The 15840-nt window shown below is 29.2% G+C and carries 9 protein-coding genes; 3 read left to right on the top strand and 6 right to left on the bottom strand.

Features of this window, described 5'->3' with window-relative positions; all coding sequences use genetic code 11:
• Positions 1 to 3: 3 nt before the first annotated feature.
• From pssA to ECH_RS03225, 3 genes are all read right to left on the bottom strand, one after another.
• Positions 4 to 780 carry a CDP-diacylglycerol--serine O-phosphatidyltransferase gene (gene pssA, locus ECH_RS03235; RefSeq protein WP_006011456.1) on the bottom strand — a complete coding sequence of 259 codons (777 nt, stop codon included), beginning with the start codon at positions 778 to 780 and terminating at the stop codon, positions 4 to 6.
• 4 nt (positions 781 to 784) lie between these two features.
• Positions 785 to 1465 (bottom strand): phosphatidylserine decarboxylase, encoded by a 681-nt coding sequence (locus ECH_RS03230; protein ID WP_006011451.1) that lies wholly within the window; start codon positions 1463 to 1465, stop codon positions 785 to 787.
• Positions 1466 to 1943: 478 nt separating this feature from the next.
• Positions 1944 to 5342 (bottom strand): FAD-dependent oxidoreductase, encoded by a 3399-nt coding sequence (locus ECH_RS03225; protein WP_011452807.1) that lies wholly within the window; start codon positions 5340 to 5342, stop codon positions 1944 to 1946.
• A 425-nt stretch (positions 5343 to 5767) separates the two neighbouring features.
• Between ECH_RS03225 and efp the strand changes: the two genes are divergently transcribed.
• From efp to ECH_RS03210, 3 genes are all read left to right on the top strand, one after another.
• Positions 5768 to 6337 (top strand): elongation factor P, encoded by a 570-nt coding sequence (gene efp, locus ECH_RS03220; protein ID WP_006011629.1) that lies wholly within the window; start codon positions 5768 to 5770, stop codon positions 6335 to 6337.
• A 183-nt stretch (positions 6338 to 6520) separates the two neighbouring features.
• On the top strand, positions 6521 to 7288 hold the full coding sequence (locus ECH_RS03215; RefSeq protein WP_006011628.1) for an inositol monophosphatase family protein: 768 nt from the start codon (positions 6521 to 6523) through the stop codon (positions 7286 to 7288).
• A 384-nt stretch (positions 7289 to 7672) separates the two neighbouring features.
• A complete protein-coding gene (locus ECH_RS03210; RefSeq protein WP_044148136.1) occupies positions 7673 to 8593 on the top strand; it encodes an RluA family pseudouridine synthase in 921 nt (306 codons plus the stop codon).
• Between the two features lie 561 nt (positions 8594 to 9154).
• Here ECH_RS03210 and ECH_RS03205 read toward each other — a convergent pair.
• Genes ECH_RS03205 through ECH_RS03195 form a run of 3 tightly spaced genes read right to left on the bottom strand, consistent with a single transcriptional unit; the run spans position 9155 to position 15572 of the window.
• Positions 9155 to 10531: a PleD family two-component system response regulator gene (locus ECH_RS03205; RefSeq protein WP_006011054.1), complete on the bottom strand. Its 1377-nt coding sequence runs from the start codon at positions 10529 to 10531 to the stop codon at positions 9155 to 9157.
• The gene (locus tag ECH_RS03200; RefSeq protein ID WP_006011052.1) at positions 10528 to 10809 is read right to left on the bottom strand and encodes a Sec-independent protein translocase subunit TatB; all 282 of its coding nucleotides are present in this window, start codon (positions 10807 to 10809) and stop codon (positions 10528 to 10530) included. Before ECH_RS03200 ends, ECH_RS03205 begins: the two co-directional genes overlap by 4 nt.
• A gap of 11 nt (positions 10810 to 10820) precedes the next feature.
• Positions 10821 to 15572: an NAD-glutamate dehydrogenase gene (locus ECH_RS03195; RefSeq protein ID WP_011452803.1), complete on the bottom strand. Its 4752-nt coding sequence runs from the start codon at positions 15570 to 15572 to the stop codon at positions 10821 to 10823.
• Between the last annotated feature and the right edge of the window lie 268 nt (positions 15573 to 15840).

The following is a 15840-nucleotide window of genomic DNA, read 5'->3' as shown; positions in this document are numbered from 1 at the left end:
GTACTAGATTATTTTACCTTTAGTTTTGCACATAATGTATATGTATACCATGCTACTTATAGGAATTGATAATATATACATCATTCCAACAACTGGAAATGTAATCCATGGTTTTGTTATTGCAAATACAATGAATATGCCAAACAGTAGAATAAATATATAAGATAGATTTTTTGGTATATAAATATGTTTTGCAGAAAATGTAGGAATGTTGCTAACTAATAAAAATGCAATAACGGCAAAGTATATTGCTACATTATTTTGATCAGATAAATTTGTAACTAACCAATGATTATCATGGTAGTAAAAGGTCAACATTATTGGAATTAATGACAGTACTGCTCCTAATGGAGCAGGTACTCCTACGAAGAAAAATTTGTGCCAATCTAATTTTTTTTCTTCATATAAGGACACATTGAATCTTGCAAGTCTGATTGACATGCAAATGACGAACATCATTACTAGCATCCATCCTATGACTTTTATTTGCTTAAGAGACCAAAAATACAATAAAAATGCTGGAGCAACTCCAAAATTTAAAAAATCTGCAAAAGAATCAAGCTGAGCACCGAAGCCGCTTGTAGAATTGAGAAATCTAGCAATTCTACCATCCATTCCATCTATGAGTGCTGCTATAATGATGAACATTACAGCAGATTCCCATTTACCAATAAAAGTAAATTTTATAGAAGTCAGGCCAGCACATAAACCTAATAGGGTTACTATATTAGGAAATAACCTAGTAATAGGAAAAAATTTGCTACTCTGCTCCTCTTTCATATTATTATATAGACTTAACTGTTAATTGTTTAGGAGCGTCTTGTAAATATGCTAAAATAGTTTCTCCACCTATTACTGTTTGTCCCTTAAACACTGATATGTGAGTATTTAATGGTAGATATAAATTAACTCGACTACCAAACCTAATAATACCAAATCTTTCTCCAGAATTAACTTGTTGACCTTCAGAAACGTTGCATACTATGCGTCGTGCTATTAATCCTGCGATTTGATCTACAATAATTGAACGGTTGTCAATTTTGGATTCAATAATTAATCTTTGTCTCTCGTTTAATTCGCTTGATTTATTTAGTGAAGCTGATATGAACCTCCCTGGTATGTACTCTGTAGCCTTAATAGTTCCAGAAACAGGAATTCTATTGACATGAACGTTCAACACATTTAGAAAAATACTAATGCATACTACTTGTGTAGAATCATCTATAGGAGAGTTCACTTCTTTAATATCTAATATTAACCCATCAGCTGGACTAGTAATGAGATCATCTCCTTCTGGCACCATACGTATAGGATCACGGAAAAAATATATACATAGCAATGATATGACTAAACAAATTATTCCTAAGCTACAAGAAATAGCAAATCCAATGCAAGACGCAAGAAATGATATCATTATAAATATATATCCCTCTTTATGGATATTATGAATAAAATTATAAAGCATTACTCAACCCCAGACTTTTTGAAGGATTATAAACTTTGCAGTATTTTATGCAATTAATATTTGATAAATTTATATAATTTGGGAAATATTGTTGCAATTTTGAATTTTTACATAATTTTGTTGGTATGTGTTATTTTCAGCTAAAGATGTAAGTTCCAATTTTTATGATTGAATTTGCTAAATTAGGTTACTGGCATTTTTATGTTTAATGTTTATGAAAATATAGGATTTCTTATGGTCATTACTTAGTAGTTTTTGCAATATGAAATAAAAAGTTTGTAGTTTATAGGATTAATGTAATTAAAAATCGAATGTTATGTAAGTTTATAGGGAAAATATTATGTGCCTACTTTTAATGTTCAAATAATATCTCAGTTTTTTAGTACATCTGATTAAGTTTAGTAAGGTGTGGAATTTGTAGGACTTAAGTTATTGTGTAAACTTAAGGGTATTGATACTTAACTTGTATTTGTACGAATTATGTTTTTGAGGGTAACTTATGTGTGCAGTAATCTATCCAGTGTTTAGTACATTTTTCTTGTAAGCTATTTTGTTTAAGTCTTTCGTTTAAGAAATTGAAATCTACATAATTTGCATACTGATCTTGATTATTGCAACTATATACAAAATTTTCTTGCTTTGTTATAGGATCAATGTGTTTTTGTAGGCATTGAGCGCATATTTCTTTCATCATGCATTGCATGGGAGAATTAATAGAAGCTATAACTTTGATCTCTTTTTTAAAAAAAGTGCGCAATTGATTAAATATAGCATGTGATACTGCATCCATCATATGGCTTGAACCAATGATAAGAATTCTATCTATAGAATATAGAGGTATGTCAACGTCTTGTGATAGGTGATTGTTATATTGAATTATGGCATCAATTATATTACCACGATAAGATTTGTCTTGGGTTCTTTTTGGTTCAATCCTTTTTTCATCGCAACACCATACTACAGTACTTGATGACTCTTCTATGGATGATGGTTCAAATACATCTTCTAATTTTTTATATCCTGCGAAATATAGAACTTTACAATTATTTGATAATAATGCTTTACCTATTGAGAATAGGACAGCATTTCCTACTCCTCCACCTATTAAAATTATGTTTTGATTATGGGGAATTTCTGTTGGAGCTCCAGTAGGGCCCATAAAAATAATAGGTTCGTTTTTTTTAAGGTAATTACATAGATGACTAGATCCTCCTGTGTTAAGTACTATAGTTGAGATTAATCCTTTATTTTTATCTACAGAAACTCCTGTTAATGCTAAGCTTTCTATTGCGAATTGTGTATTTTCTATGTTCAAACTATTACACTCAAAGTTTTGTAATCTGTAAAACTGTCCAGGTTTGAAGTTAGCTGCTGCAAGAGGGGCTGATATGGTAAGTTTGGTGATAGTTTTTGTAATGTGTTTTATGTCTACTATATGTGCTATTAATTTATGATTTAATTTTGTTAGTGATAGGTTATCTTTTATTGGTAAGCATTGTTTTAATGCTTGGGTTATGATTGGATACCCATTTTTAGCGCTTGCCATTGCTTTGACTACGCTGCCTCTATATGGTAGATGTAGATCTCCAAAAATACTAATTTTTTTATCAGGTGATATGAATATACTATCTTTTTTTGTAGGTTTTGGGGATGTAGTGATTTCTATATTGTTACCTTGTAAGTCAAAGGTATGAGTAAAATCTTGACCTAGTACCCGAAATTGTTGGTTTTCTTTTATACTAACTAAGTTTGGTTTAGTTCCTGCTGCTATTATAATAGTTTTTGTAAAAAGCGTTTTTTTGTTATTATATTGATCAATCAATGTGATATTACTTACATGATTGTATTGATCAATATTTATTTCATATGGTTGTAAATTTTCAATGAAATATATTCCTTCTGCTAGTGCGTTGTTTATTTCATCGCTGTTTAATTTGTAGCTTGGTGCATCTGATAACTTATTTCTATAAACAATAGTAACTCCTCCCCATAGTTGTAGTAGCTCTATAATTTTTGCTTCTCTATTTTCTGTTTTTGCTAATATTTTTTCTTCTCTGATTTGAATTGCATGATTTAAAAATTCATTTGCAATAAGTTTTTCTTCTTCTGTCCAGTTTTTTTCTATATATGATTTTCCATAAATTTGTATTAATGTTTCATATCTTGTGAGGAATTTTTCTACTTGTAATGGATAATATGCAAGAGCTTCTGTTGCTGTATCTATTGCTGTTAATCCTCCGCCTATTATAATAATTGGTAGTCTAATTTGTAAGTTTGCAATTGAATTTGTTCTTGCAGCGCCGGTTAGTTGTAATGACATTAAAAAATCTGATGCCATACGTACCCCTCGTACTAAAGAATTATGTACGTTAATCATATTTGGACTACCAGATCCTGTTGCAATGGCAATATGATGAAATCCCATTTCAAAGGCATTTTCTATTGTCAATGTGCTACCAAATCTTATTCCTCCATACATTGCAAAATTTTTTCTTCGTTCTAGTATTAACCTTGCTATTTTTAAATAATTTTTATCCCATCTTGCAGTAATTCCATATTCAGATACTCCTCCAAATCCATGAGGTATGCGTTCACTTAAGTTTTCGTATAATTCTGTTTCTACATTTTTAATTAATTTGAATTCTGTTTTTTCACCAAATTGAGTAACTCCAGAAATATGTTGTGGTAAAGGTTCAATTTTTAATCCATCTATTGCAACAACAGTATGTCCATCATTTAAAAGGTGATGTGATAGATTAATTCCTGCTGGTCCTAATCCTATAACAAGCACATTTTTGTTTGTACTAATTTGGGGTAGATGTCGTTCAAAGTTTATAGGATTCCACCGCGTGAGTAATGAATATATTTCAAATCCATAACTTAAAGCAAGTACATTATTTACAATTTGAGTTTCAACCATTGGAATATTAACAGGATCTTGTTTTTGGTAAATGCATGATTTAGTACAGTCGTTGCAAATGTGGTATCCTGTTAAAACACATAGTGGATTATCAATCATAGCAATTGCTAATGCTGCTATAGTGTACCCTTGAGATTTTACTAGATTCATTTCTGATATTTTTTCTTCTAAAGGACAACCATGCAATTCTGTTGATAATATTGATTTTTTAAATGTATTGTTGTTTTCTAGTAATCCTTTTGAGCAACTGTCTTTATTTTGTTTGTGGCAAAAAATGCAGTAGTGACAATTATTTAAAGCTTGATATAAAGTAGGTTGTGTATGGGTAAGATTAAAGCCATCTCTGCGTTTGATGTGTTCTGACATCATGGCAGTTGTATCATTATTGATAGTTGTTGTTGTTGTATGGACTAGGTTTGAAAAATCTATTTTATTTGGTATGTTGAATAAGATACTATTTGATTTCGAATGTACCATGTATGCAGCATATTTAGCTGTAATGTCTAAGTTTTCTGAATACTTTTCTTGATCTTCAAACCATAGTAATACTTGTTGAGCAAATTTTTTCTCTTGAATAGGTAATTGAAATAGCTGACTGATTTGTTGTATTGTTTCTGATATATTTAAGCTGTTGATGTCTGGGTATTTTTTAAGAGCATAGCGTTGTATAAATAGTCTTTTACATTTATATATTTCTGAGAACTCTTTATGTTTATTACGTTGTATTATTATTTCGTCCTCAATCTTAAATAATTGTGTTATGAAATGCTCAAGTATATATGAAAGTTCTATAATATATGGTGTATTGTCAGCTTTAGTATTATTCTGGCGTTCTTTAATTAATATTTCATATAGATCTTGATTATTAGACTGTAGGTATGATAAGAATAGGTTATCTAATTTGACTAAGCCTTCTCTAGTATATAGATTCTGTACAGTGAGTTCGAAATCTAACATATTTTTTGTAAAGATTGTAACATACTAACTGAAATATGAAAATTGTATATTTGAATATTGAAGGTTGTAATTATCAATTTTACTTTTTAAACGTTAAAATTTATGACTGATGAGTTATGTTGATATATAAATAATACACCACTAATTTGCTCATTATAAGTAATAAAATTGTTAATATCAATATAAGAATAGTGACTTATTAGTTAAGGTTATATTTATTCTTAAATCTTACCTAAGTTTGTTGTTATTTATATAGTGGTTATGTTGTGTTGATCATTGGTAGGTTAATATAAAATAAGACCTTTATAAAAGTGGTGAATCATGAAATTTACTTGTGATTAAAGTTGCTATGGATGTTTATTTTTCTTGAATTACTTATGCTTTAGGAATAGAATTTCAGAGTTATAATTTTTTGTTTATAAGGAATGGCAGAAAGAGGTAGTGATATTAGGCCTGGGCATGTATTAGAACATAATAATGCTTTGTATTTAGTTGTAAAAGTTATGCATACTCAGCCAGGTAAAGGTGGTGCCTATATACAAGCTGAAATGAAGAATTTAAAAACTGGTGCTAAACAATATGAAAGGTTTCGTGCAGATGGAGATATAAAACGAGCTATTGTTGATGAATCTGATTATCAATATATCTATGGTGATGGGTCAATGATTACTATCATGCACCTTAAAACTTATGAGCAGCTTACAATTAGCAAAGATATATTGGGTGATAAAAGTATATACTTGCAAGATAATATTATTATTACTTTAGTATTCTACAATGGAGAAATAATATCTGCTAAAGTACCAGATTATGTAACTCTTCAAGTGGTTGAAACCGAGGCTGTCATTAAAGGACAGACAGTTTCTTCATCTGCTTATAAAGTAGCAATGTTAGAAAATAATCAACGTATTAGTGTTCCTACTTTTATTAAACCTGGGGATAGAATAGTTGTTTATACTCCAGATGATAGCTATTATGAGCGAGCAAAGGGATAAATATATTTAGCATTTGTGTTTTATAGAAGAATATGTTGCAGCATATGCTGAGGTGGTATCTCTTGTGTGTTGATGTCTAAGGAAATGTTAGAAATAAAAATGTGCGTGGGTAATTATTAAGTCTATTATATGTTGAGTAACTAATTGATATTATAAAACCGTATTTAAAGTAAGAGGTTGTGGATGTCTGTAATTTTTTCTTCTGTTACTAATATTATGTTAAAGTCAGCGAGACAATCATCTAGGGCTTTAATCAGAGATTTTAGTGAAATTAGGTATATGCAATCTTCTTATACCACTGCAAGTAATTTTACTAGATCTGCTTATTTGAGATCAAAAAAAATTATTACTGATGGACTGTATAATTACCGACAAGACTATGGGATTATATTTGATGATACTAGAGATGCATCTGATGTTGGAGAAAATTTTTGGTTTGTTAACCCAATAGATAGTAGAACTAATTTTATAAATTATTTACCTTATTTTGCTACACTAATTGCTTTTTTTCGTCAAGGAGAGCCCGTTGCTGCTGTAATTGATGCTCCAATACTAAAAGAGACTTTTTATGTAGAAAAAGGAGTAGGTGCTTTTTCAGAAAATGTGCAATCTCGTTATATCAAGATGCATGTAGGTAATAAACAAAGTATAAGTAGGGCTGTAATTGATTTTGTTATTACGCATCTTAATGTTGGTATGATTGATAAACAACTTAATTCCCAAGCTGTTATAATACGTGCTATGGGATCCATGACTTTAGGTTTTTCTTATTTATGTTCAGCATCTTATGATGCGTTAATTTATTCTAATCTTAATAAATATCAAGCTGCTGTTGGAAAATTGTTTATTGAAGAAAGTAAAGGTAAGGTTGTATGTGATAATGATTTATTTATAGCTAGTAATTTTACCTTATGTGATTATTTAAGAACGAAATTTAATAATGATAAATAATATTGCAATATCTTGTTTTGTTTTTCTTATGTAATAGTTTTAAATTGTGATAGAAATTTTGTTTATGATCTATTTGTAAAATTGGATGCTTGCTTTAGTAGTTAGTATATCATGTGATTTTTTTGTAAAGAATTTACTTTATATAGAATAGTATATTAATAGAAACTGAAGAATGTTTTGTTTAAATCTGTGTTTAGCTTTAGTGTAGGTTAGGTTTTAAAGAGTTGGTGATGCTATTTAAAAGATTAGATCACCATGGGTAATAGTAGACGTAATGGAAATTAGTAGGTAATGTGCAGCAATATATATTTAGTTTACGTGTAGATTTAGAGTTTTTTGAAAGTTAGTGATTCTTTGTATGTTGTTTTAAAAGTTTGGATAGTGATGAGTAAGTATTATATCGTAGAGGAAGATGATCATAATATAAGGATAGATAAGTTTATTAGAAGGATATTAAAAATTCCCCAGTCTTTAGTTGAGAAATTTTTACGTAAAGGTGTAGTGCTACTTGATAATACAAAAGTGAAGTCTGATGTAAGAATTAAAGCTGGAAATGTAATTTGTGTAAGATATGATAGAGTCATTTATGAAAGGAAACAAATTAGAAAAATTTGTAAAGCTGATAGTGATTTTCTAGTTCATTTGATCCGTAATAGTGTTGTATATGAAGATGATGACGTGTTGATTATTAATAAACCTGCAGGCATTTCTGTTCAAGGTGGTACTAAAGTTAAGATTAGTATTAGTGATATTGTTGATAAAATTAGAGATGGAGAATCTATGAAAATTGTTCATAGATTAGACAAAGATACTAGTGGTATTTTGATGTTAGCGCGTAATGCAAGAATATCCAGATTAATTATGCATGAGTTTAAAAATAGAAGGGTAGAAAAGAAATATCTGGCATTAACCCAAGGGATTCCAAAGAATGATATTGGACAGATTAATCATTCTATTATTAAAAACAAACGTAGTCTTTCTTTAGATAAAGTTAATGATTCATATTTACAAGAAGCTGTTACTTCGTTTTCTGTATTGAAGAAATTGCCTTATGGTATTGGATTACTTGAATTGAAACCTATTACTGGAAGAAAACATCAAATTAGAATACACCTTTCACATATTGGATGTTCTATTATTGGGGATAAGAAATACGGAAAATTTTGTGAACATGTATTAAATGATAACTTACAATTACATGCATATTTTTTATCGATTAACATAGGAGAAAAAAAAATAGACTTTACTGTTCCTGTTCCATCTTATATGAAAGATGCAATTATGCAGTTAGAGAAATTGTTATAAATTGTATATTAATGTAACTTACGTTACTCATAAAGATGTATAGACTTAATGTTGAAAATCTACAGCTTTACTGTATATTATTACTTCATTAACACCAAATTTAGATGTAAGGTTTGTACTACTGTTGTTATATATGTTAGGTAAAGTACTATATTACTGCTTAAATATACTTTATTGCTATAGAGTGTGAAGTAGTTTATTGATAAATATAGATATTCTAAAATATATATGTTTACTAAGCTACAAGTAAAGCTTAAAGTTGGGGGGAGTCTAATTAATTAAAAGCAAATATGTAAAAGTCATATAAAGTTTTCTGGTTGTAATTATACGATGTTATGAATGCATTGTATATTTTAAAATCTTATGTTTTTTTACATTGAAGTATTTATAATCTTAATATGTGATATGTGATATGTGATATGTGATATGTGATATGTGATATGTGATATGTGATATGTGATATGTGATATGTGATATGTGATATGTGATATGTGATATGTGTAGGTACTTTGTAAATCAAATATGATTTACAAAGTACAAGTACTATAAACAACGTTTTGTCTATGATAGATATGTGACAACTTTGTTTCTTCCTGTATTTTTTGCTTCATATAGGCACTTATCAGCCCTGTCTACTAGTTGTTTTATATTATTAATGTCAGACTGTTGTACTTCAACTACACCAATACTGACGGTTTTGTTTATATCACCTATACTTGTTTTAAAAGGAGTTTCTTCTATTACAGAAAGAATTCTTGTAGCTATTTGTTCTGCTGTAGTAATTGTTGTATCTGGTAATATTACAACAAATTCTTCTCCACCAAATCTTGCTAATAGGTCTGTAATGCGTATATTGTCTGATACACGTTTTTTAAACTGTTGCAATAGCTCATCTCCAACAGTATGTCCAAATGTATCATTGACTTCTTTAAAATGGTCAATATCTAATATCATTAAAGATAGATTTTTATCTTTTTGTAGTGATTCATTTACTATGTTATGAAAATGCATATCAAAGTATCGTCTGTTATAGCACCCTGTGAGAGGATCAGTTATAGCCATTGCCATGCTGTTATCTACATTGATTCTTAAAGCATCTTGATATCTCTTCCTTTTTACCTGTACGTTTACCCTTGCAATAAGCTCGTTACTGTCTATAGGGTTTGTAATGTAGTCGTGGATTCCTATGTCAAAAGCTTTACTTAATAATTTTGGATCCTCATTTTCATCAAGTAATACTAGAATAGGAGTATAGCGTGTTTCTATTTTGTTACGTAGTTGTGAGCACAACCTCAATCCATCTCCAGAAAATTCTAGATCAATAATGATTAAGTCATAGTTTTGTGTATTACTTAGGGTTAATGCTTGATCTATATTATGTGAAACTACAGTTTGTTGGAAAGACTTTTGTAAAACGTTATTTATATGCTCAGATCTTATCATATCTTCATCAACAATTAAGATGCTAGCATCGTCAATTTTATTTGCATAGTCCATCATATTATTGTGTAATAAACTCATATCTGCATTTGTTTTTCCTCTTAATCGTAATTCGTCTATAACCATCTTGAATCTTGTTAATGATCTGATACGTGCAAATAAAGCTGTGTCATTTATAGGTTTTGTTAAGAAATCATCTGCGCCATAGCTGAGACCACTAACTCTATTGTCTGATGTATTATCAAGAGCTGTAACCATGACTATTGGAATATATGTAGTTTCTGGATTAGATTTTAATCTCTTGCAAGTTTCATATCCATCCATTTCTGGCATCATAACATCTAATAGTATTATGTCTGGATGTTTTTCTTCAGCAATTTTAATTGCATCCATCCCATTTGTTGCTGTTAGAACGTTATAATATTCACTCATGAGCTTAGCTTGCAACAATTTTATATTTGCAGGTAAGTCATCTACTATTAATACTTTTGCAGTCATATGTCTTCTTTTTTACTTGATATTTTTTTTATTTCATAACTTTTATATACTTTTCCATCATTTCCTACTATTTCTTTAATAGTCACTTTATCATTTTGTTCTTCTATGCAGTCCATGTAAAACTTATTAAAATAGTTAAGCACTTCTCCTTTTGTATCTATAAATTTTTTGTAATAAACTCCTAAGTTCTTTGCTAAAAAGGGAAGCTTTTTCGGATCAATTACTAGGCATACTACTAGGATTATGACAATAATTTCCGATATACCAACACTAAACATTTGGAATTGTTTTAATTAATAAACATATCAAGAGATTTTATTATAAGCATTAATTTACTTAAATCAAGTTGAGTTGTGTTTATTTCATTTAAAAAATTATAATATCTGTTCAGCTTTTCTTGATTTTTGATATACCAACTTTGAATTATGTCATTAATTATGCTGTGTACTTTATCCAATTTTACTGCTAATGATAGTGTAGGTTCTACCTGTTTTAAAATACTTTCTGTGATTATAAACTGGTAGTCATTTAAGTCATCAAGTAGATTTCTAATAGCGATGCGTTGCCAATATGAAGAGTTTGATTCCATGTGTGCTGCAAGGTCACGTATACGGCTAAAGTTTAATAATGATCTTAGCTGGAAGTATATTTTTCCTACAGTTAATAAAGGTAAATTTGAACTATTTGTTAGGTGTATTATATCAAGGGAAACAGTCAAAAATTTTAATTTTATGATTTTTTTTGTAATTGATTCTTCAATATTATGCTCGCTTAAAGAGGATAAAGTATTATTGTATATTTCTAGAGATTCATTACATAAAATACTTTCTATGTTTTCTTCAAGTGATGATATTTGTGATGATAACTCATCTAATTTTGTGTCTATATTTGTAATTTTAGAAGAATTTCTAAGAAACCAGAAAGTAACTTGTCCTATGAATTTTTGTACTTCTCTAATTAAGGAAGTATATACGTTAATGTGAACTTTACTATCTAGTTCATCTAGTGTTTTCCATATTTCATATAAGTTATATATGTGAGTTGTTATGACGTATATTTTAATTATATCTTCAACGGTAATTCCAATATTTTCGATAATGTGATTGACAAAAATGCATCCCATTCTGTTTACTATGTCGTTCACTATACAAGTTGCTAATATCTCTTTTTTTAAAGGATGTTGCCTTATATACTGTGCAAAGTTATCTCTTATATACTGAGGAAAGTAGGAGAGCAGATATTGGGATTCATATAAACTTGATAAATTGCTTGAATGGTGAAAGATATTGGAAAGCATAATTTCGTTTTTTATAAATGTTCTGGTATATGCTATCAATATTGCAATTTGAGGGCAGGTAAACCCTTTCATTTCAGCACTCATTTTTGTGATTTCTTCATCACTTGGTAAAAATTCTATATCTCGGTTTAGTACTTGAATTTTTTCTAAATATTTTAATAGCCTATGATGTTGTTCTATTCTATTTTTTGCTTGTATACATTCTAACATTAAAGCTTTTGTTTCTAATTTATTGTGTGATTCTAAAACTATTGATGGTACTTCATGCATTATATCATCTAATATCTTATTACGTTCAGCTAAAGAAATGTACTTGTTTTGCATTGCTAGTCTTAGGCATATTTTTATATTGATTTCAAAGTCAGAACATATTACTCCTCCAGAGTTATCTGTAAAATCAGTGTTGATCTTTCCTCCGTTGTGTGCATATTCAACTCTTCCAAGTTGAGTACATCCCAAGTTTCCACCTTCTATTATCATTGCGGCTTTTACTTCTGAGCCATTAATTCTTAGTGCGTCGTTAGTTTTGTCTGCTACTACGGCGTTGCTTTCTTGTGAGGATTTGATATATGTTCCTATCCCTCCATTCCATATCATATCAACTTCTGCTTTTAATAAGTGTTTGATGAGTTCATTGGGAAAAATTTGATCTTCACTAATATTAAATAATTCTTTTATTTCAGGGGTTAAGTCCAATATTTTAGAATTGCGGTTAAAGATTTTTCCACCTTTTGAGATGCATGATTTATCGTAATCTTCCCAGGAAGAGCTAGTTAAGTTAAATAGCCTTTTGCGTTCAAGAAAACTTTTTTCTGGATCAGGTGATGGGTCAATAAAAATGTGATTATGATTAAATGCTCCAATGAGATGTATTTTATTAGATAATAACATTCCATTCCCGAATACATCTCCAGACATATCCCCGATACCAATCACTGTAAATGGTTCGTTATATATATCTTTATCCATAAGCCAAAAATGCCTTTGAGCTCCTACCCAAGCTCCTTTAGCTGTAATACCCATTTTTTTATGGTCAAATCCTATTGATCCTCCAGATGCAAAGGCATCCCCTAGCCAAAAATTGTATTCTTCAGAAATTTCATTTGCATAATCAGAAAATGTGGCGGTTCCTTTATCTGCTGCAACTACTAAATATGGATCGTATTCATCATATTTTATAATGTCATTAGGTGTGACATATTTGTCATCAATAATGTTATCGGTAATGTCTAATATACCTCTTAAGAAGTTTTTATAACACTCTACAGCAGTACTTTTTAGTAGAGCTGCATTTTTTGGTGCACGTTTTAAGATGAATCCTCCTTTAGATCCTACTGGCACAATTACAGAATTTTTTGTCATTTGTGCTTTCATTAGTCCTAATATTTCTGTACGAAAATCTTCAGTTCTGTCAGACCATCTAATTCCTCCACGTGCTACTTTCCCACCTCGTAAATGTATACCTTCAAATAGGTTAGAGTATACATATATTTCTCTAAAAGGGCATGGTAAAGGTATGTTTGGTACTTTACTTGAGTCTAATTTTATAGATAAATAATCTTTATCTTTATAATAATTTGTACGCAGAATCGCTAGGATTAGCGCATATATAGACCGTAGAATATGATCGTGAACTACATCTGTAACTTCTAGTAACAGTTCATTAATTTTATTTTCTATAGCATGAGATTCTTGATCATTAGCCATTTCTGGATTAAATCTAGCCTCAAATAGTTTTATAAAATTAAACAAGACTTTTGGATATTTTATGGCAACTTTTTGAGTGTAAATTTGACTATAATTAAATGATACTTGTTTTAAATATCTACTTAGTGCTCTTATTAGCATGACTTCTTTCCAGTGTAAGTTAGCTAATATGACTAAGCTATTGAAGTAATCATTTTCTATTTCTTTAGCAAATATTTTTTTAATTGTAGTTTCGAATTGTTGTTTGATACTGTTATGGTCAAAAGATTGTTTAGTATTTGACAGTATAAAATGATGTAGGTATACAGTAATTTTTGCTGTAATAGTATAGCTGTGGTGTAGGATTATATTTGTTCCCATCTTTTTAACTATACTTAGTATTTTTGAAAGTTGAAGGTTACTTTCTTGAGGTATATATATTTTTAACTGATAGTGAACACTATTTTTTATCAAGTAAAGATCAGCTTCACTAGTATTGTATTTACAAACTTGCTCTAATTTTATTATATCATGGTAAGCGCTTTTTGGATTAAAATATTCTTGATAGCTTGGTGGAAATGCTGTTAGATATTGTAAAAATGGGTTTATAGATCCTAAATTGCAGCACATAACATCTTGTAGTTTATCTTCCCATCTTCTAGATGCTGCGATTAACTTTTCTTCAATTTCTAATTCCGAAAAATCACTAAATAACTTATCTTGTGCTTTGAGTATAAATTGTAATCTAACTAAGTTATATTCGTTTAACATGTTATATTGATTATTGACAACTTTACCTGTAAGCATCTGCTCTAATATATAGCTCATTTTATTTGCAAGTTCAGTACTTGCTAAGGCTTTTGGTATAAAAATAATGCAGTTTACAAAGCTGTGACTCTGACCTTTTATTATAAAAAGCTTAATTTTTGGGTTATTAGCTAAAGACAGTATACCGATTGAAATTTCGAATAGTTCTTCTTCAGAAAATTGAAATAATTCATCTCTAGATAACCTTTGTAAGATGTCAATCAGTGCCTTATTACTATGCCCACCTTTAGTAAATCCTGCTCTCTTTTCTACAGCTTTTATTTTGCTTCTAATCAATGGAATAGAGTTTGCATCTTGAAATGAAATTATTGACGCAAAGAAACCATAAAAACAATGTTCTTTGACCAAAATATTATCCTGATTGAATATCCTCAATCCGACACAAATCATGTATTCATGTCTATGTACTGTAGATAAAATGTTGGATTGTATAATATATACATGTTCTGTAGAGTTAGATAAATTTTTACTAGATTCATCAGATGTATTAGTTTTTTGTAACCCAAGATTAGCTTTAGTATTAATTAGTAATTTGTGTTGGTCTACAATGTATTCTTCATACCCTAAAAAGATGAAGTTATCTTTCCTTAACCATTCTAAAAATGTGATTTCTTCTTCTATAGAATTATCATAAAGATCTTTCATAACGTTCAATGCTGAATCAAAATGATGTAACATTGATTTCCAGTCATTAACGCAATAGCCTACTAATTGTAAATTTTTTTCAATATCATGTTTTAAGGATTTATGGGATTCTTTGTCAATATTGCTAATAATAAAATATACTATTGATTCACTTGTTTCATCATTTAAACAAGACTGTGCAGGTGAGATTGCATGTATATGTTGTTCTTTTCGTTCAATGTTTAATACGGCATTTGTATAATGATATATTGATGCATTGTGTTTTTTTATTGCAATAATAATAGAATCAATTATAAATGGTAGGTTATCATTTATTATTTCAATAATAGTTACGTTGCTTATTGTCTCATTATCTTGTTCTTCTATGTTGAATATTTTAACTTTACTTTCTCTGGGTCGTTTGATCTTGATGAGTTGATATAAATCACGTGCTATAAATAGAAAAAAGTTAGTATCTAAAGTAATATCGCTATCATAAGAGAAACTGTAGAATTGTTTAACAAAGCTCTTAAATAAGCAGTCGTCTTCTTGTTTTATTAATTCTAGAACCGAATCAATAATTTTTTGATTAAAATTATTAAGCATTTTTTTAGTGCGATAGTTGACAATGATAATAGTAAATTATTTTTGTTAAAATACTATTATACTTCTTTAAAGTATAATGCAATTAATTTTTAAGATACTGTTGAATTTAAGAATTAGGATACTATGGAATATTATTTACAAGATATTGATATATCATACTAGGACAAGAATTGTAGGTTAGTGCTAGATAACATAATATGTGTATCAAAATAAATTAAATATATTATCAATCTTTTACTTCTAGAATATGCTATCAGTTATATAAAAT

Origin of the sequence: Ehrlichia chaffeensis str. Arkansas, assembly GCF_000013145.1 — a bacterium.
GTDB lineage: Bacteria > Pseudomonadota > Alphaproteobacteria > Rickettsiales > Anaplasmataceae > Ehrlichia > Ehrlichia chaffeensis.
The sequence above is the reverse complement of the archived record's forward strand: the minus strand, read 5'-3'. Positions and strand labels throughout refer to the sequence as shown.